Genomic DNA, 21027 nt, shown 5'->3' on the forward strand with positions numbered 1-21027 from the left:
CCCGCATGGCCTGCTCCGCGGCCTCCGGATCGAGGCGCCGCGCCGTGGAACATCTAAGCCCTTCGCCCTAGCCATCCTGCGCGGCCTAGGCCGTCCGGCGGATTTGCCCGCGCCGGACACACACTGAAACTTCCGGTTCCCTGGCCCCCTTCGCGCCGCCTGCGGTGCGGGCCGCCCGCTTGCACACACCTGGATAGCCGCATGGATTCTCGATTCCGACCCCGGAGCACGCGCGGATGAGCTGGCGATCGAAAGTGGTGTGGAGCGAGGGCATGCTGCTGGCGCCCCAGCACCTGCAGCAGGCCGAGCGCCATGCGGACCACGCACGGCACGTGCTCCTGCGCGGCACCGTGCCCTGCGCCTGGGGTTTCTCCGAACTCGAACTCGACGCCGCCGCGCTGGCCCTGGGCAAGATCGCGCTGGTGCGCGCCGTCGGCGTGTTCGGCGACGGCACCGTGTTCGACATGCCGGCGGTGGACCCGCTGCCCGAGCCCCTCGACATCCCCGCCGCGATGCGCGACGAAGCCGTGGTGCTGGCGCTGCCGGTGCGCCGCGCGGGTGCGCGCGAGGCCGACGCCGAGGGCTACGAGGACCTGGTGCGCCACCGCGTGACCGAGGCCGAGGTGCCCGACTCCAACACCGGCGGCGAGCGCACCGCCACCGTGCAGCTCGGCGCGCTGCACACGCGCCTGCTGCGCGCCGGCGAGGCCACCGACGCCTGGACCACGCTGCCGGTGGCCCGGGTGGTCGAGCGCCGCACCGACAACCAGGTGAGCCTGCACCGCACCCACGTGCCGCCGCTGCTCGACGTGGCGGCCAGCGCGGTGGTGCGCGGCTGGGTGGAGGAACTGCTGGGCCTGCTGCGCCAGCGCGCCGAGGCCCTGGCCGGCCGCATGACGCAGGGCGGCACCGGCGGCGTGGCCGAGATCGCCGACTTCATGCTGCTGCAGACCGTCAACCGCCACGAGCCGGTGCTGGCGCACTTCTCGCACCTCGCGCGCACGGCGGCGCTGCATCCGCTGCATTTCTACGAGCACGCGCTCGGCCTGGCCGGCGACCTGGGCACCTTCCGCGACGCGCGCCGCTCGGCGCGCTTCGGCCCCTACGTGCACGACGACCTGGAGGCCAGCTTCCGCCCGCTGATGGACGACCTGCGCCGCAGCCTGTCGATGGTGCTGGAGCAGTCGGCCATCCGCATCGAGCTGCACGACCGCAAGCACGGCGTGCGCGTGGCGCTCATCCCCGACGTGGAACTGCAGCGCAACGCCACCTTCGTGCTGGCGGTGCAGTCCCACATGCCGGCCGAGGCGCTGCGCGCGCGCTTCCCCACGCAGGTCAAGATCGGCCCGGTCGAGCGCATCCGCGACCTGGTCAACCTGCAGCTGCCGGGCGTGGCGCTCGCGCCGCTGCCGGTGGCGCCGCGGCAGATCCCCTTCCACGCCGGGGCCAACTACTTCGAGCTGGACACGCGCGGCAGCGAGCTGTGGCGCCAACTCGAGCAGTCCGGCGGCATGGCGATGCACATCGCGGGCGATTTCCCCGGCCTCGACCTGGCGTTCTGGGCGATACGGTCATGAGCACTCCCGATCCCTTCGCGGCGTTCGAGTCCGAGCGCACCGTCATCAAGCCCAAGCCGCGTACGCCCGGCGGCGGCGCGCCGCCGCCCGCCATGCCCCCGGCGGCCGCCGCCGAACCGCTGCCGGCCGAACTGGGCGGCCTGGGCCTGCTCAACCCGCTGGTGTCGGCGGCCGGCCGGCTGCTGGTGCTGATGGGCAAGCTGCGCCACCTGGCGCAGCCGTCCAGCGTGCCGGCGCTGCGCGCCGGCGCGGCCGAGGCGGTGCAGCGCTTCGACGCGGAGGCACGCAAGGCCGGCGCCGCCAACGAGACGGTGCTGGCAGCGCGCTACATCCTGTGCACCGCGCTCGACGAGGCGGTGGCCAACACCCCCTGGGGCGTGCAGTCGGGCTGGAACAAGCAGAGCCTGCTGGTGCAGTTCCACAACGAGACCTGGGGCGGCGAGAAGGTCTTCCAGCTGCTGGCCAAGCTGGCGCAGGACGTGCCCAAGCACCGCGACCTGCTCGAACTCATCTATTGCGTGCTGGCCCTGGGCTTCGAGGGCCGCTACCGCGTGCTCGACAACGGCAAGGCGCAGCTCGACACCGTGCGCCAGCGCCTGGCCGACCTGATCCGCAAGGACCGCCCGGCGCTGGAGCCGGCGCTGTCGCCGCACTGGCGCGGGCAGGGCGGCGGCACGGCGCGGCTGCGCGACGCGGTGCCGCTGTGGGTCATCGGCTCGGTGCTGCTGCTGCTGCTGGCGCTGTCGTGGTTCGGCCTGCGCATCTGGCTGAACAACCGCTCCGACGACACCTGGTCGCAACTGGCCGGCCTGCGCATGCCGGGCGTGAAGATCGCGCCGCCCGTGGTGCCGGCCAAGGCGCCGCGGCTGGCGCGCTTCCTGGAGCCTGAGATCAAGCAGGGCCTGGTCACCGTCACCGACGAGGCCGACCGCAGCACCGTGCGCCTGCGCGGCGACGCCTTCTTCAGCTCCGGCAGCGCCGACCCGATGGCGCCGGCCATGCCGGTGCTGGTGCGCATCGGCCAGGCCCTGGCCGAGGTGCAGGGCGAGGTGCTGATCACCGGCCACTCCGACAGCCAGCCGATCCGCTCGCTGCGCTTCCCGTCCAACTGGCACCTGTCCACCGCGCGCGCGGAGGCCGTGCGCACCGCGCTGGCGCCGCTGGTCGACCCCGCGCGCATGAAAGCCGAGGGCAAGGCCGATGCCGAGCCCGTCGCGCCCAACGACACGCCGGCCAACCGCGCGCGCAACCGGCGCGTGGACATCGTGCTGATCACCGGCGCCGGCGGCGTGAAGCCCGCGGAGGCGCAGCGATGAAGAAAGTCCTCAGACTGCTGTTCCACCCCGTGCTGCTGACGGTGCTGGCGCTGGCGGCGCTGGCCGTGCTGGTGTGGTGGATCGGCCCGCTGGTGAAGGTCGGCGAGTTCGCGCCGCTGGCCAGCGAGCTGGCGCGTGCCATCGTCATCGGCGTGCTGGTGCTGATCGTGCTGCTGCGCTGGGCCATCCGCCGCTGGCGCGTGCGCAAGGCCAGCCAGCAGCTCACCGACGGGCTGATGAAGGCGCCCGCCGCCGCGTCCGCGCCCGCCGCGGCGCCGGGCAGCGCCGAGCAGAAGGTGCTGGCCGACCGCTTCTCCGAGGCCGTCGCCACGCTCAAGAAGATGCGCCTGGCGGCCGCCGGCAAGAAGCCCGGCTGGCGCGACTGGCTGTCGCTGTCGGGCGGCAGCTACCTGTACGACCTGCCGTGGTATGTCTTCATCGGCGCGCCGGGCTCGGGCAAGACCACGGCGCTGGTGAACTCGGGCCTGTCGTTCCCGCTGGCCGAGAAGTTCGGCCCCGGCGCCATCCGCGGCGTGGGCGGCACGCGCAACTGCGACTGGTGGTTCACCGACGAGGCGGTGCTGATCGACACCGCCGGCCGCTACACCACCCAGGACAGCCACGCGGCGGAAGACAAGGGCGCCTGGGACGGCTTCCTCGCCCTCCTGAAGAAGTCGCGCCCGCGCCGTCCGCTCAACGGCGTGTTCCTCACCGTGAGCGTGGCCGACCTGCTGAGCCAGGGCACCGAGGCGCGCAGCGCGCTGGCCGCCTCCATCCGCGCCCGCCTGCTGGAACTGGACGAGCGCCTGACCACGCGCCTGCCGGTGTACGTGCTGGTGACCAAGAGCGACCTGCTCTACGGCTTCATGGAGTACTTCGCCGACCTGGGCAAGGAACAGCGCGCGCAGGTCTTCGGCTTCACGCTGCCGCAGCTCATGGACCCCCAGGGCTGGACTGCGTCCAGCCCGCCCCCCGAGGGGGACGGGAAGACTTGGGGCGGCCCGGCGTCTTCCCGAGAGGGCGGCCACCTGGCCGAGCACGGCCTGGCCGCGCCCTTCCAGCGTGAGTTCGCGCTGCTGCACGAGCGCGTCAACAACGGCCTGGTCGAGCGCATGCAGCAGGAGACCGATGGCCAGCGCCGCGCCGCCATCTTCGGCTTCCCGGCGCAGTTCGCCTCGGTCGGCCCGCTGCTGCAGGACCTGCTCGACCAGGTCTTCACCGGCTCGCGCTTCGCGCAGCCGCCCTGGGTGCGCGGCGTGTACTTCACCAGCGGCACGCAGGAGGGCAGCCCGATCGACCGCGTGATGGGCTCGCTGGCGCGCAGCTTCGGCATCGAGCGCGCCATCCTCGCGCCGCAGCGGGGCAGCGGCCGCAGCTACTTCCTCACCACGCTGCTCAAGGACGTGGTCTTTCCCGAGCAGCGCCTGGCCGGCGTCGACGTGAAGCTGGAGCGCCGCCGCCACGTGCTGCGCCTGGCCGGCGTCAGCGCCATGGTGCTGGCCACCGCGGGCCTGCTGGCCGCCTGGGGCTACAGCGCCTGGCGCAACACCGGCTACGTCGAGTCGGTGCAGGAGCGCGTCGGGCCGATGCGCGAGCAGCTCGCCGCGCTGCCGCCGCAGGTGCACAACCCGGTGCAGCTCGCGCCGGTGATGCAGGGCCTGCGCGACATCTGGCGCACGCCGAAGAACGGCGAGGGCGATCCGTCTCTCGCGATGACGCTGGGCCTGTACCAGGGCGACAAGCTGGACGCGGCGGCGCACACGGCCTACCAGCGCGCGCTCAACGAGGCCTTCCTGCCGCAACTGGCCAAGCGCATCGAGGACCAGCTTCGCGGCGCCGGCAAGGACAACCTGGAGTTCGCCTACGAGGCGCTCAAGAGCTACCTCATGATCCACCAGCCGGAGCACTTCGACGCCGAGGCGCTGAAGGCCTGGATCACGCTGGACTGGGCGCGCACGCTGGACCGTGGCGTCCCCGAGGACCAGCGCCGTCTGCTGGAAGACCAGCTCGACGCGCTGATCGCGCAGGGCCCGCCGCGCGTGCCGATGGCGATGGACGAGAACCTGGTGCGCAGCGTGCGCGCGCTGCTCGCCAGCTACCCGCCCGAGGCGCGCATCTTCAGCCGTCTCAAGCGCCAGCGCCTGGGCCGCGACGTGCCCGACTTCACCATCGCGCAGGCCGCGGGCCCTTCGGCGCCGCTGGTGTTCGAGCGGCCCAGCGGCAAGCCGCTAACCGAGGGCGTGCCCGGCATGTTCACCTACGACGGCTACCACAAGCGCTTCCAGAGCCAGGTGGTGGTGGTCACCGGCCTGCTGGCGGCGGAAGACCCGTGGGTGCTCGGCGAGGAGAAGGGCGCCGCCGAGCGCGCGCGCGAGGCGGCCGACCTGGGCCCGCTCACCGACCGCGTGCGGCGCCTGTACCTGCAGGAGTACGTGAAGGTGTGGGAGGCCCTGCTGGCCGACGTGCGCCTGATCCGCGCCGGCGGGCTGGAGAAGAACATCGAGATGGCGCGCATCCTCTCGGGCGTCGATTCGCCGCTGGCCAACCTGCTGCGCGCGGTGGTCAAGGAGACCACGCTCACGCCCAAGGAAGGCGACAAGTCCACCGTGAGCCGGGCGGCCGAGACGGTGCGCAACACCCGCAAGGGGCTGGAAGAGCTCTTCGGCAGCAACGACCCCACCCGGCTGCAGCTGCCGCCGGGCAAGGGCATCGAGAGCATCGTCGACGATCGCTTCGAGCCGCTGCGCCGGCTGGTGGTCTCGCCCGTGCCCAACGCGCCGGCGCCGCTGGACGACGCGCTCAAGCTCTTCAACGAGGTGTACGTCTACCTCACGGCGGTGGACACGGCGGTCAAGAGCCGCAGCTCGCCGCCGCCGGGCGACGTGGCCGGCAAGCTCAAGTCCGACGCGGGCCGGCTGCCCGAGCCGGTGCGCTCGATGATCGAGAACCTCAGCACCACCGGCGCCGCGCAGGCGCGCGTGGCCGAGCGCGGCAACCTGAGCCAGGACCTGCAGCCCGTCACCGAGTTCTGCCGGCGTGCCATCGCCGGGCGCTACCCCTTCGTCGAGAGCAGCAGCCGCGACGTGCTGCCCGAGGACTTCGGCCAGATGTTCGGCCCCGGCGGGATGATGGACGACTTCTTCCAGAAGCGCCTGGCGCAGCTGGTCGACACCAGCCGCCGCCCGTGGCGCTACAAGCCGGTGGCCGAGCAGGGCGCCATCTCCACCGCCGCGCTGCAGCAGTTCGAGCGGGCCGACATGATCAAGCAGGTGTTCTTCCGCGGCGGCGGGCGCGGCCCGGCGATGCGGCTGGACTTCAGGCCGGTGGAGCTGGACGCGGGCATCACCCAGTTCACGCTCGACGTGGACGGCCAGCTCGTCAAGTACGCGCACGGCCCGATCGTGCCGATGACGGTGCAGTGGCCCGGCCCGCGCAACACCAACCAGGTGCGCATCAACATCCAGCCGCCGACGGCGGGCGGCACCTCCGGCCAGGTGACCGAGGGGCCGTGGGCGCTGTTCAAGATGCTGGACCGCGGCCAGCTCCAGCCGGGCGACGCGCCGGAGAAGTTCTTCATCACCTTCCAGCTCGACGCGCGGCGCGCCCGCTTCGAGGTCACGACCAACAGCGTGCGGCATCCGCTGCGCATGCCGGAGCTGCTGCAGTTCTCGTGTCCGGAGGGTTTGTGAACATGCAGGGGCTGCCGCTGGCGCACCCGGGCGAGCTGCCGGGCTGGTTCGGCAAGCTGCCCGGCATGGGCGACTTCGCCCACCGGCGCCTGCCCGAGGCCTTCCGCGCGCGCTGGGACGTCTGGCTGCAGCACGGCATGGAAGGCATGCGCCTGCGCCACGAGGACTGGGCGCAGCACTACCTGCAGGGCCCGCTGTGGTGCTTCGTGCTGGCGCCGGGCGTGGCCGGCGACGCGCCCTGGATCGGCGTGCTGATGCCCTCGGTGGACGGCGTGGGGCGCTACTTCCCCTTCACCGTGGCCTGCGAGTTGCCGGCGCTGCCGGCCGGTGGCTGGCCGGCGGCATGCCGCTGGTGGCAGGCCGCCGTGCAGGCCGCGCTGGAGGGGCTGGAGCAGGACCTCGACGCCGCGCGCTTCGACGAGGCGCTGGCCCGCCATGCCGGTGCGGCGGACGAGGCGGTGCAGCAGGACGCGGCCGAGGCGCCCTGGCCTGCGCAGGGGCAGTCGCTGTGGCTCACCGACCCGGCAGAGTCCGGCGCACGCCGCATGCTGACCGCCGGCCTGCCCGCCGGCGAACGCTTCGACGCGCTGTTCGACTGCATGCTGGAGACTGGCCATGAGTGAGCCGGTGCCGCCGCGCAGCGACGAGCCGGACCGCACCCAGGTGCTGTCCGGCCCCGGGCCGGGCGCCGAGGCGACCGTGCTGTCCACCCCCGGCGGCGCCGCGCCGCCGACGGCGCCGCCGATGCAGGAGGAAGGCGTGCTGCCCGCCGGCAGCCGGCTGGCGGAGTTCGAGATCACGCACCTGATCGGCCAGGGCGGCTTCGGCGCCGTCTACGAGGCGTGGGACCACACGCTGGAGCGCACCGTCGCCATCAAGGAGTACCTGCCCACGTCGCTCTCGACCCGGCAGAACGACGGTACCGTCTCGCCGCTGTCGGACAAGCACCGCGAGACCTTCGACCTGGGCATGCGCAGCTTCATCAACGAGGCGCGGCTGCTGGCGCAGTTCGACCATCCCTCGCTGCTGAAGGTCTACCGCTTCTGGCAGGAGCGCGGCACCACCTACATGGTGATGCCGCTGTACCGCGGCCAGACGTTGCGCCAGGCGCTGGCCTCGATGCCCGGCGGCGTGGACGAGGGCTGGCTGATGCGCGTCATGGACGGCGTGACGCAGGCGCTGGCGGTGATGCACAACGCCAACTGCTACCACCGCGACATCGCGCCCGACAACATCATGCTGCTGGAGGGCTCGGGCCGCCCGGTGGTGCTGGACTTCGGCGCCGCGCGCCGCGTCATCAGCGACAAGACGCAGGCCATCACCGTCATCCTCAAGCCGGGCTACGCGCCGGTCGAGCAGTACGCCGAGATGCCCGACATGAAGCAGGGCCCGTGGACCGACGTCTACGCCCTGGCCGCGGTGATGCATGTGGCGGTGTGCGGCCGGGCGCCGCCGCCCTCGGTGGCGCGCGTGATCTCCGACAGCTACGTGCCGCTGGCCGGCAACGAACTGCTGCGCCAGCGCTACAGCCTGAAGCTGCTGGAGGCGGTCGACCAGGGCCTGGCGGTGCGGCCGGAGCACCGCTTCCAGTCGATGGGCGAGCTGCGCGCCGCGCTGGGCCTGGAAGAGACCACCACCATCGCCCCGCTGCGCCCGCCCGGCGGCGCGCCGCACGCCGGCGCCGCGCCGGCCGCGGGCACGCGGCCTCCGCCGCCGCCGGCACCAGCCCCCGCTGCGGCGGCCGGGCGCGGCAAGGCCCTCGCCGCCGGCGGGGTGGCCGTCGCACTGGCATTGGGCGCCGGCGCCTGGTGGTGGACGCAGCAGCGGCCGGACGAGCAGCCGGGCACCGGCACCGCGGCCACGCCCGCGCCGCCGCCGGTGGCGCAGGTCCCGCCGCCGCCCGCGCCGCCACCTCCGCCGCCGCCCGCCGCGCCCTCGCCGCGCACGCCGCTGCAGTCGCTGCAGGCGCTGGGCGAGCGCGCCACGCGCGGCTTCGAGGTCGGCGCCTCGGCCGCCAAGCCCGAGGTGCAGGTCGGCCGCGACAAGCTGGCCTTCGAGGTCAGCAGCAAGCGCGAGGGCTACGTCTACGTCTACCTGCTGTCCAGCGGCGGCGAGATGTTCCTGCTCTTCCCCAACCTGCTGGACAAGTACAACAAGATCAATGCCGGCGGCACGCTCTCGCTGCCGCGTGCCTCGTGGCCGATGAATGCCGGCGGCCCGCCCGGCACCAACGAGTTCGCCGTGGTCGTCAGCGAGCACGAGCGCGACTTCAGCCAGTCCGGAGCGCAGAACGACGGCGTGTTTCCGCAGTTCGCGCTGCCCGTGCTGGCCGCGCTGGAGGCGGCGCGCGGCGACGGGCCGACGCCGCTGCTGGGCAAGCCCGTGTGCCCGCAGGGCGGCGCCTGCCAGGACGTCTACGGCGTCGCGCATTTCAGAATCGTCGAGAAGTGATCGTCTGCAGACAAGGCCCGCGAGGAACGGGCCCCTGCACAAGGAGTGATGAGCCATGAACACGCATCCCACCGATCCCCGAGCGATCCCCGCCAGGCGGCCCGGCCTGGCCGGCCTGGGGCTGGCCCTGGGCCTGGCCCTGGGCGGCTGCGCGGGCGTCCTGCCCTTCACCGACCCGGCCCCCGCGCCGGCGCCTGCACCGGCGCCCACGGCCGAGGCGCCGCCCCCGGCGCCCGCACCCGTGGCGGCGCCCGCACGCCCGTCGACGCCGCCGCCCGGCAGCAGCGTCGCCGGCCAGGCGCGCACCTTCTCCACGCAGCTGGCCACCTACACGGCGGTGCCCTTCGCCAACGTGCCCGGCTGGAGCCGCGACGACTTCTCCGAGAGCTGGCCGGCCTTCCTGACGAGCTGCCGCGTGCTCACCGGCCGCGGCGTGCTGTGGAAGGAGGTCTGCGACCGCGCGCGCGAAGTGGACGGCAAGAGCGACCCGGCCATCCGCGGCTTCTTCGAGCGCGAGTTCGCCGCCTACCAGATCCGCGACGACGACCGCCGCCCCGACGGCGTGGTGACGGGCTACTTCGAGCCCGAGATCGAAGGCAGCCGCACCTATTCGCCGCCCTTCATCTACCCCGTCTACGGGCAGCCGGAGGACATGCTGTTCCTCGACACGCGGCGCCTGCCCGCCGGCAACGGCGTGGTCGCCGCGCGCGTGCAGGGGCGCAACGTGGCGGTGCAGCAGGGGCTGTCCACGCGCGACCTGGGCGCGGCCGGCATCTACGCGCTCGACCTGTCGAAGATCGTGCGCGACACGCTCGACCGCAAGGCCCGCCTGCGCATCGACGGGCGCGAGATCAAGCCCTACTTCACGCGCGAGGAGATCGAGACCCGTGGCGCGCCCAACGCCAGGGTGCTGGCCTTCGTCAGCAGCGCCACGGCGCTGTACGAGATGCAGATCCAGGGCTCGGGCCGCATCCGCTTCAAGGACGGCCAGGTCATCCGCCTGGGCTACGCCGAGCAGAACGGCCAGCCCTTCCGGCCCACGCTGGCCAAGGGCAAGGGCGGCAAGACGCGCACTGCGGTGAAGACGCGCGGCGGCGCCATCGAGCTGGAGCTGGACGACGACGAGGATGACGACATCGGCGACGTCGGCGCCATCCGCACGCGCGGCTTCGTGCTGGCGCGGCCGGTGGCCAGCGGCGCTGTGATGGTGCCCGGGCGCAAGGCGAGCGGGGCGGTGGCGGGCTCCGGCATCTCCGACCCGAGCTACGTCTTCTTCAAGGAAGTGTCGGCCCCGGCCGACGGGCCGGTCGGCGCGCTGGGCGTGCCGCTCAAGCCCGGGCGCTCCATCGCCGTCGATCCGCGCAGCACACCGCTGGGCTACCCGGTGTTCGTCTCCACGCGCGAGCCCGGCAAGGGCACGCCGATGCAGCGCCTGACCATCGCGCAGGACACCGGCGGCGCCATCCGCGGCGCGGTGCGGGCCGACTACTTCTTCGGCAACGGCCAGACCGCCGCGACCCAGGCGCGCCGCATGAAGGAGCGCGGGCAGCTGTGGATCCTGCTGCCGCGCGGCCAGGCGGTGGCCGCGGCCAGCACCTCGACGCTGCCGGGCCTGCGCACGCGCGGCGCGAGCCTGGCGAACTGCCTCGTTCCCGACGACGAGACCTGCGCTGATTGAGCGGCGCTCCCACGCCGACCATGCAGGACACCCTCTCGTCCGCCGACAGCGCCGAACTGGTCCGCCTCTGGCGGCGCCGGCAGACGCTGTCGCCCGGCGAGATGGGGCGCATGTACGGCATCGTGGGCGAGGCGCTGCGCGGCTGCCATCCGCCGGAGCTGAAGGTGCTCGGCGAAGGCCGGCAGGAGCTGGTGGCGCAGTTCATCTACGTGAAGGTGCTGCGGCTGGACGCCGACCCCGACGACGGCAGCGACGGCGAGGCGCCGCAGCCGCGCGAGCGCGCGCAGCACAGCGCGCCCTCCAGCGCCTTCGCGCTGTGCGCCTACTTCCGCCGCTACCTGATCGACTGCACCCGTGCCAGCGCCTTCCGCCGCAAGCTGTCCATCGGCGACGAGGTGACGGACGGCCAGCTCGAGGCGCAGCTCGGCGCGCACGAGGACGCCGAGTCGCGGCTGGCCGAGCACGGCCTGTCCAGCGCCGCCGTGCATGCGGCCGCGCGCGCCTTCATCGCCGCGCTCGACGAGCCGGAGCGCCTGCTGCTGTGCGAGGGCTTCGGCCAGGAGGCGCCGGGCGGCCTCTCGGGCGTGGCGGCGCGCCATGCCATCGCCTCCTACCACTACCGCGCCGGCCGGCTCGGCCTGGTGCACAAGCGCGAGGCGCTGCCCACCGACTACGCGCGCACGCAGATCGGCCGCTGGCTGCAGGAGACCCTGGGCATCGCCGTCGTGCCGGACCACATGGCCGCGATCCTGGAGGTTTTCAAAATCCTCGGGGCTGAGGCGTCCTATTCCTGAAGCCATACCCAATTCAGGACACACGATGCACAGCAGCCCTGACCGGAAAACGCCGGGCCGCCCCAAGTTTTCCGCCCCCCCCGGGGGGGCGGATCGGGTGAAGCCCGATCCTGGGGGCTCGCTCTGGCCCCCGCTGGCCGTCATACGCGGCGCCTTCGAGCCGCCGGCGCCGACGCCAGGTGATGGGGCAGCCGTGCTGCACGGCCCCGCCGATGCCGCCCCGTCCGCCGGCCCGGCCGCGCTGGCCGACCTGCTGCTGCCCCTGACCGAGCTGGCGCGCCGCCGCGAGGCGGTGGCGCAGCACGGCTTCGCCGCGCGCTGGGCGCCGGGGCGCCTGGTCAGCGTGCTGCACGAGGGCCGCCTGCTGGGCGTGCTGCTCGACCGCGACCTGGGCGACGGCCGCTGGCAGGGCTGGATGGCCGCCGCCGAAGCCGACTGGGCCGGCCCCTTCGATGTGCTGCTGGAGCCGCAGGACGAACCCTTCGAGCCGATGTTCGGGCTGATCCAGGCCTGGAACCCCGTCACTGTGGCGCAGGCGCCGCAGCTCTGCGCACGCGTGCTGGGCGAGCTGAGCGCCACCCGCCTGGCCGCGCTGCGCGCGGTGGCCGACGAGGCCGCCCAGGGCGCCGGCCCCGCCATCGAGCCCGCGCCCGGCCGCGTCGCGCTGCGCACCGTGGCCGGCTGCTTCACCGTGCTGTCGGGCACGCCGCTGGCCGCCGAGGGCGACCCGCGCACCGACTACCAGGCGCTGTACCGCGGCGCGGCCGCCGCGCTGCAGGCCGGGACGGCAGCTGCAGCGCCTGCCGCGCCGGCCGCCGGGCGCGTCGCCTCGCCGCCGGCGGCATCCGGCGCCTGGGCGCGGCTGCGCGGCTGGCTGGGCGGCGACGGCCTGTGGCGTCCGGCGCTCGCCGCGCTGGCGCTGGTGGTGGTCGTGCAGAACGTCGGCCTGCTGGCCCGCCACGGCGAGGAGGACGACGCGGTGCGCTTCCGCGCCGTGCCCGCCGCCGGACAGGACGCGGCGCAGGGCGACCTGGTGCTGCGCTTCAGGCCCGACGCGCCGGCCGCCGAGGCCGCGCAACTGCTGCGCAGCGCCGGTGCGCAGGTGGTCGCCGGCCCGGACGCGCAGGGCCGCTGGACGCTGCGGCTGGTGCAGCCCGGCGAGGGCCTCGCCGTGCTGCGGGGCTCGCCGCTGGTCGATGCGGTCGGGCCGCCCTAGGAGCCCGGCGATGCGCCCGCCCCCGGCCGCCCTGCGCCTGCTCCTTGCCCTGTGGCTGCTCGCGGCCGCGGGCACGGCGGCGGCGGTGCAGCGCGCGCTGCTGGTGGGCGTGTCGGAGCTGCCCTACCAGAGCGCCGCCCTGTGGCTGCAGGCGCCGCGCAACGACGTGCTGCTGATGCGCGACACGCTGCAGCGCCAGGGCTTCGCGCCGGCCGACATCACCGTGCTGGCCGACGGCGTGGCCGGCGCCGCGCTGCCCGAGTCGCAGGCCATCCAGCAGGCGCTGCAGCGCCTGCTGGCGCAGTCGGCCAGCGGCGACTTCGTGCTGCTGTACTTCTCCGGCCACGGCACGCGGCTGCGCGACCCGGCCAAGCGCTACCTGGAGCCCGACGGCCTGGCCGAGAACTTCCTGGCGCGCGACGTGCGCGGCGTGGTCGGCACCGCCGGGGCCTCCGGCCAGCTCGCCGGCAGCGTGCGCGACGTGGACGTCGATGCCTGGGTGCAGGCCTTCCTGGCGCGCAACGTGTTCGTGTGGGCGGTGTTCGACACCTGCTCCGCCGCCTCCATGACGCGCAGCCTGCGCGCGCCGCCGCCGGTGGCCGAGGGTGGCGAGGACGACGAGGTGCGCTGGCGCGGCGTGCGCGCAGACCAGCTCGCCGCGGGCGCCGCGCCCGCCGAAGCCGCGCCCGCCGCCGTGCCGCCGCCTTCGCCGGCGACGCCGCGCGCCCGCTACGTCGCCTTCTTCGCCTCCGAGAGCCACCAGGTCACGCCCGAGCTGCGGCTGCCGCGCGACAGCCGCGGCGGCCGGCCGCAGGGCCTGCTGACCTGGGCCGTGGCCGAGACCCTGCAGCGCCGGCCCGCGAGCTGGCGCCAGCTCTACAACGGCGTGCTCTCGCTCTATGCGCCCGTCATCGCCGAGCTGGAGGGGCGCTTCCCCGAGCGCGAGCTGCCCTCGCCGGTGGCCGAGGGGCACCTCGACGCGCCGCTGTTCGCCAACCCCGCCGGGCCGCTGAGCACGCAGCCCGCGTGGCCGACACAGCGTGCCGGCGAGCGGCTGAGCGCCGACGCCGGCGCGCTCGACGGGCTGGAGGCGCAGCAGCCGGTGCGCGTGAGCGCCGTGCTGGCCGACGGCACCGTGCGCGAGGCCGAGGCCCGCCTCGACGCGGTGGCCACGGGCAGCGCGCAACTGGCGGTGCCGCCCGCGCTGCGCGACGTGCCCGGCAGCGCGCTGTGGAGCCTCGCCCCGCTGCAGCCGCCGCGCGGCGCCCTGCTGCGCGTGCGCGCCGACCGGCCCCTGCCGCCGGGCATCAGCCTCGCCTGGCCGGTCGCGGTGCAGGCGGCGGCCGAAGGCGAGGCCGACCTGCGGCTGGTGGAGACGGGCCGCGGCGGCGGCCGGCTGGAGCCGCTGCAGCCCGGGCTGCTGCTGCCCGGCGGCGCGACGGCCGGCGATGCCGCGGCGCTGCGCCGGCGCATCGAGCTGCTGGCGCAGCTCAAGTGGTTCTCGCAGCTCGCGCAGCTCGGGCAGGACAGCCGCATCGAGGGCTTCGAGGCCCTGCTGGAGACCTGGGAGGGCGAGCGCCTGCTGCGCAGCGACCCGCTGCCGCTGGCGGCCGGCTGGGCGCCGCCCGGGCCCGGCCAGCGCCTGGCGCTGCTGGTGCGCAATGCCAGCGGGCAGTCCATCGACCTGGTGGTGCTGAGCGTCGATGCCGAGGGCGCGCTGCACAGCCTCTATCCCGAGCAGGCGGGGGCGGCCAACCGCTTCGAGCGCGGCACGCCCCAGGCGCCGGCGCTCAAGCGCTTCGCGCTGCCGCAGGCCGCGGCCGGCGCCCCGCAGGGCGGCCGCCTGCTGCTGGTGGCCAGCCCCGCCTCGCCGCACAGCGCGCCGCGCCTGTTCGGCCTGCAGGCCAGCGAGCCGATGGCCGACCTGCGCGTGCGCGGCCAGCCCCGGCCGGAAAAGGAACACCCGCTGCTCGCGGCCTCGGTGCGCTGGGGCGCCGCGGGCCGCTGAGAAAGAGTCAACCGCACATCCGAGGAGAAACACATGTCATTCAACAACGACGGCAAGCTGGACGTGGACGAGGCGCTGCGCATGGTCGACCTGGCGGCCAGCGGCGACCCCGACGGCGACATGGCGATGTCGGTGCAGAGCAAGGGCTCGCCGGTGGAAGGCGAGTCCCGCCGCGCCTACGACGACGGCAAGAAGCGCATGGACGTGAAGGGCTACTTCTTCCGCTCCTGGGTGCACACGCCGCCGGGCAGCAACAAGGGGCGCGTGTCGCTCACCACGCTGTCGGTGGTGCGCGAGAGCGATGCCGCCAGCGCCTCGCTGGCCGGCCTGCTGAACAAGCAGGCCGACGACCTGGAGGTGGTGATCTCGGTCTACAAGGCCAGCGGCGACGACTCGCCCGAGGAGCAGCCCACGCTGGAGATCACCCTCAAGCAGGCGCGGCTGGACCAGCATTGCCTGCTCAGCGGCGGTTCGCTGGGGCGGCCGTGCGAGGTGCTGAGCTTCCAGTACCGCACGTTGGTGCTCGCCTCGGCGCCGCAGGTCAAGAGCGGCCTGCGCGGCGCTGTGCGCACCTGCAGCTTCGGCAGCTGAGCGGTCCTCCGGCCCGGCCCCGGGGGGCGGCGGCCGCGCCCTGTCCTGAAACATCCTCGCGCAGATCACCACCATGGCCATCCTGAGCATCAAGGCTGACATCAAGGACGGCGCCACCGCCTACCTGGGCGGCGCGCAGGCGCTGAATCTCCTGGGCCGGGAGGTGGCCGGTTCCAAGCCGCCCAGCGGCTGGAAGGGCATGCTGGACGGCTTCCTCAAGCTCGGCGACGGCGGGACGTTCAAGCTCGGCGGCCACACGATCGAGAAGAACGGCCTGTACGTCAACGTCAAGGGCCAGGAGTACAAGAACGCCAACCATCCAGGGCCGGCCTACTGGGAGATCGCCGACGGCGTCGGCCAGGAGGCGCCGACGAAGCTGGCCAGCACCGTCCGCAAGCTGCTCGGCGACCCCGGCCACGCGGTCGAGAACCCCTGGGTCGCGACGCTGGTGGCGGCGATGTTCCTGTCCGAGGTGGTGCGCAACCCGCGCAGCCTGGCCGTCAACCTGATGCTGCTGGACCTGATCGAGTCGGGCACCCGGTACGGCCGCGACGCCGGCCCCGAATCGGGCAAGGTGCTGGACTTCCGCAAGCTGCTGGTCTTCGGCGGCGGCGGCAAGAAGTCCAAGACCTACACGTACGAGGGCGGCGACGTGAAGGTCGACAAGGCGAGCGGCACGCTGCGCGGCGGCAAGCTGCCGATGTCGCAGCTCGACGCGATGGCGCAGTTCCAGAAGTCCACCGCCAAGACCTACGAGAACAAGATGAACAAGGGCTTCAACGCCGTGCTCAGCCAGGCCGCGCTGAACCTGAAGGCGCCGGCCGAGGGCGGCTACCACTTCGCCACGCCGCTGCTGGAGAAGGAATGCACCGTCGCGCTGCGCTGGCTGCTCGCCTACTGCGGCCGCAACAGCTTCAAGGGCGTGGGCGGCCATGTCAAAAGCACGGAGATGGTGCCGTCCAACGCGTGGGTCAAGGACAGCCCGAAGGTCGAGAAGATCGTCCTCACGCCCTGGTACGGCGACGTGCGGCTCAGCGGCCTGCGCGAGCAGCTGTGCCAGACGGAATGGCAGAACTGCGCCGCCCCGCAGCCCGGGGCGCTGGCCCGGCAGCTGGCCGACAAGGCGGCCGGCGCCTTCGCCCAGCGCGCCGGTTCGCTGGCGCTGATGCTGGCGTGACGGGGCGCCCGCCCCGCTCGGCCCGAGGTGCTATGCGGTGCGGCCGATGCACAGCGCCGCCAAAGCATGCGACAAAGACAGGCACACCATGAGCACCACCTCCGCCGATCTGCTCCGCAGCGCCGACCCCGCCGGCGCCTTGAAGGCCCTCTCCGAGGAGATTCGCGCCAAACCCGGCGACAGCCGGCTGCGCGTCTTCATGGCGCAGCTGCTGTGCGTGCTGGGCCAGTGGGAGCGTGCGCTCAACCAGCTCAGCGTGGCGGCCGAGCTCGACGCCCTGGCCGTGCCGATGAAGCAGGTCTACGGCGAGGCGATCCGCTGCGAGGGCCTGCGCGCCGAGGTCTTCGCCGGCAAGCGCACGCCCATGGTCTTCGGCCAGCCCGACCAGTGGCTGGCGCTCCTGATCGAGTCGCTGCTGCGGCGCGGCGCCGGCGACGCGCAGGCGGCCGAGCAGTTGCGTGCGCGCGCCTTCGACGAGGCGCCCGCCGTCGCCGGCCGCATCGACGGCACCGCCTTCGAATGGCTGGCCGACGCCGACATGCGCCTGGGCCCGGTGCTGGAGGCCTACATCAACGGCCGCTACTACTGGGTGCCCTTCGCGCGACTGGCGCAGGTGAAGATCGAGCCGCCGGAAGACCTGCGCGACGCCGTGTGGATGCCCGCTCACCTGCTGTTCGAGAACGGCGGCGAGGCGCTGGCGCTGATCCCCACCCGCTACGAGGGCACCGAGGCCAGCGGCGACGGCGCCCTGCAACTGGCGCGCCGCACCGAATGGCGCGAGATCGCGCCCGAGGTCTGGTGCGGCCTGGGTCAGCGCCTCCTCGGCAGCGACGCCGGCGAGCATGCGCTGATGGACGTGCGCCAGATCGACTTCGATCCGGCGCCGGCCGCCGGCGACGCCCTGGATCATGGCTGACCTGTCCGTCCAGGAGCGGCTGCAGCCCTCGCTGCTGGACCGCCTGATCGACCATGCCCCCGACCAGCAGCGCGAGAGCGACGACAAGCGCACCCTGACGCGCCAGGCCCTGCGCCAGGCCGTGCTGCGCGACCTCAACTGGCTGTTCAACGCCACCGCCACCGGGCTGGACGAGCGGCGCCATCCGCAGGCGGCGCGCTCGGTCCTCAACTACGGATTGCCTATGCTGTCCGGCCAGTTCACCTCCTCCATCCAGCGTGTCAGCATGGAACAGGCTCTGAAGAACGCCATCGTGCAGTTCGAGCCGCGCATCCTGCCCCGCACACTCGAAGTTGAACTCGTCATGGAAGGCTCGGCCCTGGACTCCCACAACCGCATCGGCCTGACCATCCGCGGCATGCTCTGGGCGCAGCCGGTGCCGCTGGAGTTCCTCATGCGCAGCCGCATCGACCTGGAAGAAGGCCGCATCGAAGTCGAGGACGTGTCCAACCCCGGCGCCCGCTGACACGGGCCGTCGAGCCATGGACCCGCGCCTGCTCACCCTGTACGAACAGGAACTGCGCTACTTCCGCGAGAACACCGCGGAGTTCGCGCGCGCCTTCCCCAAGATCGCGCGCCGCCTGGGCATCGAGGGCCAGGAGGTGGCCGACCCGTACGTGGAGCGGCTGATCGAGGCCACCGCCTTCCTGGCCGCGCGCGTCGGGCTCAAGCTCGACGCCGAGTACCCGCGCTTCACCGGGCACCTGCTGGACATCGTCTACCCGCACTTCCTGGCGCCCACCCCCTCCTGCGGCGTGTGCGCCTTCGCGCCGGACCTGCAGGACGCCAACCTTGCGCAGGGGCCGGTGCTGCCGCGCGGCAGCGCGCTGCGCGCGCGGCAGGCGACGGGGCAGAACACGCACTGCGAATTCCGCACCGCGCACCCGCTGCGCGCGTGGCCGCTGCAGATCACCCGTGCCCAGTACTTCACCTATGCGCCCGACCTGCCGCTGGCCCAGCACCCGCGCGCGCGCGACATCCGCGGCGGCCTGCGCATCGGCCTGAAGGCCACCGCGGGCCTCACGTTCGACAAGATCGCGCTGGATGCGCTGCAGCTCTACTTCGGCGGCGCGGACGACGTGGCCTGGCAGCTGCACGAGTGCGTGCTCGGCCAGCCCATCGGCGTGCTGGTGCGCGGCACCGAGGCGGCCGCGCCCGTCACCACGCTGCCGGGCAGCGTGATCGGGGAGGTGGGCTTCGCCGACGACGAATCGCTGCTGCCGCCCACCGCCACCGGCTTCTCGGGCTTCCGGCTGGTGCAGGAGTACTTCGCCTTCCCCGAAGCCTTCCGCTTCGCGTGCATCGGCGGCCTGGCGCCGGCGCTGGCGCAGCGGGCGGTGGACGAGATCGAACTGGTGCTGCTGTTCTCGCGCGGCGACGCGGTGCTGGAGAAGCTGGTGGGCACCGACAGCGTGCAGTTGCACTGCGTGCCGGTGGTCAACCTGTTCCCCAAGCGGCTGGACCGCGTCACCGTGGGCGAGGGCGTGAGCCAGTTCCACCTGCTGGCCGACCGCACGCGGCCGCAGGACTTCGAGATCCACTCGCTGACCGAGGTGGTGGGCCACGGCGCGCCGGGCACGGCGGGCGAGGGCGCGCTGGAGCAGGTGTTCCGCCCCTTCTACGCCGCCTACCACGACAGCCGCGAGGCGCACCCGGCCTACTACACCACCACCCGCGAGCCGCGCATGCTGTCGGTGCGCCAGCGCGCCGAAGGGCACCGCAGCAGCCACATCGGCTCCGAGCTGTACCTGCAGGTGGTCGACCCGCAGCAGGCCCCGTTCTCCGCGCAGCTGCGCCAGATCGCATCGACCGCGCTGGTGACCAACCGCGACCTGCCGCTGCTGCTGCCCGTGGGGCGCGAGAACGACTTCGACTGCGTCGACTCCTTCCCGGTGCAGCGCATCCGCATGGTGCGCGGGCCCTCGCGGCCGGTCTCGCCGGTGGTGCAGCAGGGGCTGGGCTGGCGCGTCATCGACCACCTGGCGCTGAACTACCTCTCTCTGGCCGACAGCACGCCGGCCCAGGGCGCCGCGGCGCTGCGCGAGATGCTGATGCTCTACGCCGTGCACGCCGACGACGTGCGCCAGGGCCAGGTGCGCGGCCTGCTGTCGGTGAAGAGCCGGCCGCTGGTGCGGCGGCTGCCGCTGCCCGGGCCGATCGCCTTCGGCCGCGGGCTGGAGGTCACGCTCGAGGTGGACCCGTCCGCCTTCCACGGCCACAGCGCCTTCCTCTTCGGCGCCGTGATGTCGCGCTTCCTGGCGCGGCACGTGGAGGTCAACCATTTCGTCGAGACCGTGCTGCGCACCGCCGGCAAGGGCGAGCAGATGCGATGGAGGCCGCTGTGCGGAACCCGTCCGATCCTGTGAGCGCCGCGCCGCCGCCCACGCAGGCCGCGCCGGCCGAGCGCGCCGCGCTGGCCGGCTGGCTGGCCGAGCGCGCGCCGCAGGCGTGGGCCTACGACTACTTCGCCGTGATGCGGCGGCTGGAGTGCCTGGCGCCCTCCCTGCCGCGCTGGGGCCGGGCGCTGCGCCCGTCGGCCGAGGGCGTGCGCGTCGGCCACGAGCCCTCGCTGTCCTTCGCGCCGGCGAGCGTCGGCCGCTTCGAGCCCGGCAGCGGCGACGGCCCGCCCCGCCTGCGCCAGCACTTCTTCGGCTACATCGGCCCCAACGGGCCGCTGCCCATCCACCTGTCGGACTTCATCCGCGAGCGCGCGCTCAACCACGGCGATCCGACCTGGCTGGCCTTCCTCGACAGCTTCTGCCACCGCTTCTCGCTGCAGTTCTACCGCGCCTGGGCGCAGGCGCGGCCCGTCACCGGCATGGACCGGCCGGGCGAGGACATCTTCCGCCGCCAGATCGGCGCCTTCGTCGGCATCGGCGGCCCGGCGCGCCAGCAGCGCGACGCGGTGCACGACGACGCGCGGTTGCACTTCTCCGGCTGGCTGGCGCGGCGCGTGCACAACCGCGAGGGCGTCGAGGCCGTGGTCGGCGCCTACTTCGGCGTGCCGGCGCGGCTGGAGCGCTGGGTCGGCCACTGGATGCGCCTGCCCGGCGGCGAGTTGACGCGCCTGGGCGCCAGCAATGCCAACGCCGCCTCGCGCACGCTGGGCCTGGGCGCGGTGATGGGCCGCCAGGTGTGGGACCGCCAGCACAAGGTGCGCCTGCACCTGGGGCCGCTCACGCTGACGCAGTACCGCGACTTCCTGCCCGTCGGCCGGGCACGCCCGGCGCTGCGCGGCTGGATGCGGCAGTTGCTGGGCGACGAGCTGGAGTGGGACGCGCAGCTCGTGCTGCGCCGCGAAGAGGTGCCGCCCACCCGTCTGGGCGCACCGCAGGCCGGCCTGGGCGGCAACGCGCCGCGGCTGGGCTGGGTGTCGTGGCTGGGCAGCCGGCCGCGCATGCGCGACGCGGCCGACCTGCGCCTCGCCGGCGGCTAGGGTCTGTTGACGCTATGGAAGGGGTCGCGAAGCTCATCCCAGCCCGCCCATCAAGGCGCGCGACGCCGTGCGTGCGTCGGCACGCACAAGGAGCGCAACGCCGAGGGGCGGGCTGGGATGAGCTTCCCTTCGGGTTGCC

Annotated in this window: 15 protein-coding genes; all 15 read left to right on the plus strand. The window is 73.7% G+C overall.

What is annotated here, in order from left to right:
- Positions 1-236 precede the first annotated feature (236 nt).
- A complete protein-coding gene (tssK, locus tag Q392_RS07535; RefSeq protein ID WP_038203980.1) occupies positions 237-1577 on the plus strand; it encodes a type VI secretion system baseplate subunit TssK in 1341 nt (446 codons plus the stop codon).
- The gene (locus tag Q392_RS07540) at positions 1574-2893 is read left to right on the plus strand and encodes a DotU family type VI secretion system protein (protein ID WP_038203983.1); all 1320 of its coding nucleotides are present in this window, start codon (positions 1574-1576) and stop codon (positions 2891-2893) included. The genes tssK and Q392_RS07540 overlap by 4 nt, the downstream gene beginning before the upstream one ends.
- The gene (gene tssM / locus Q392_RS07545) at positions 2890-6582 is read left to right on the plus strand and encodes a type VI secretion system membrane subunit TssM (protein ID WP_038203987.1); all 3693 of its coding nucleotides are present in this window, start codon (positions 2890-2892) and stop codon (positions 6580-6582) included. Before Q392_RS07540 ends, tssM begins: the two co-directional genes overlap by 4 nt.
- Before the next feature lie 2 nt (positions 6583-6584).
- Positions 6585-7205 (plus strand): type VI secretion system-associated protein TagF, encoded by a 621-nt coding sequence (gene tagF / locus Q392_RS07550; RefSeq protein ID WP_038203990.1) that lies wholly within the window; start codon positions 6585-6587, stop codon positions 7203-7205.
- Positions 7198-9033 (plus strand): serine/threonine-protein kinase, encoded by a 1836-nt coding sequence (locus Q392_RS07555; protein WP_038203995.1) that lies wholly within the window; start codon positions 7198-7200, stop codon positions 9031-9033. Before tagF ends, Q392_RS07555 begins: the two co-directional genes overlap by 8 nt.
- Positions 9034-9088: 55 nt before the next feature.
- Positions 9089-10711, plus strand: coding sequence for a murein transglycosylase A (gene mltA / locus Q392_RS07560; RefSeq protein WP_084216936.1), 1623 nt, complete (start codon positions 9089-9091; stop codon positions 10709-10711).
- On the plus strand, positions 10708-11505 hold the full coding sequence (locus Q392_RS07565; protein ID WP_245610666.1) for a hypothetical protein: 798 nt from the start codon (positions 10708-10710) through the stop codon (positions 11503-11505). The genes mltA and Q392_RS07565 overlap by 4 nt, the downstream gene beginning before the upstream one ends.
- 193 nt (positions 11506-11698) lie before the next feature.
- Positions 11699-12721 (plus strand): hypothetical protein, encoded by a 1023-nt coding sequence (locus tag Q392_RS07570; RefSeq protein WP_245610667.1) that lies wholly within the window; start codon positions 11699-11701, stop codon positions 12719-12721.
- Positions 12722-12731: 10 nt separating this feature from the next.
- Positions 12732-14729, plus strand: coding sequence for a caspase family protein (locus tag Q392_RS07575; protein ID WP_038203998.1), 1998 nt, complete (start codon positions 12732-12734; stop codon positions 14727-14729).
- 33 nt (positions 14730-14762) lie between these two features.
- The gene (locus Q392_RS07580) at positions 14763-15320 is read left to right on the plus strand and encodes a type VI secretion system tube protein Hcp (protein WP_038203999.1); all 558 of its coding nucleotides are present in this window, start codon (positions 14763-14765) and stop codon (positions 15318-15320) included.
- A gap of 73 nt (positions 15321-15393) precedes the next feature.
- Positions 15394-16497, plus strand: a complete 1104-nt coding sequence (locus Q392_RS07585; protein WP_038204000.1) for a hypothetical protein — start codon at positions 15394-15396, stop codon at positions 16495-16497.
- An 88-nt stretch (positions 16498-16585) separates the two neighbouring features.
- Positions 16586-17413, plus strand: a complete 828-nt coding sequence (locus Q392_RS07590; protein WP_038204001.1) for a type VI secretion system accessory protein TagJ — start codon at positions 16586-16588, stop codon at positions 17411-17413.
- Positions 17406-17918: a type VI secretion system baseplate subunit TssE gene (gene tssE, locus Q392_RS07595; RefSeq protein ID WP_038204002.1), complete on the plus strand. Its 513-nt coding sequence runs from the start codon at positions 17406-17408 to the stop codon at positions 17916-17918. The genes Q392_RS07590 and tssE overlap by 8 nt, the downstream gene beginning before the upstream one ends.
- Positions 17919-17934: 16 nt before the next feature.
- Positions 17935-19818 (plus strand): type VI secretion system baseplate subunit TssF, encoded by a 1884-nt coding sequence (tssF, locus tag Q392_RS07600; RefSeq protein ID WP_038204003.1) that lies wholly within the window; start codon positions 17935-17937, stop codon positions 19816-19818.
- Positions 19794-20888, plus strand: a complete 1095-nt coding sequence (gene tssG / locus Q392_RS07605) for a type VI secretion system baseplate subunit TssG (protein WP_245610668.1) — start codon at positions 19794-19796, stop codon at positions 20886-20888. The genes tssF and tssG overlap by 25 nt, the downstream gene beginning before the upstream one ends.
- The last annotated feature ends 139 nt before the right edge of the window (positions 20889-21027 follow it).

The sequence above is a fragment of the Xenophilus azovorans DSM 13620 genome (genome assembly GCF_000745855.1).
Classification (GTDB): Bacteria; Pseudomonadota; Gammaproteobacteria; order Burkholderiales; family Burkholderiaceae_C; genus Xenophilus; species Xenophilus azovorans.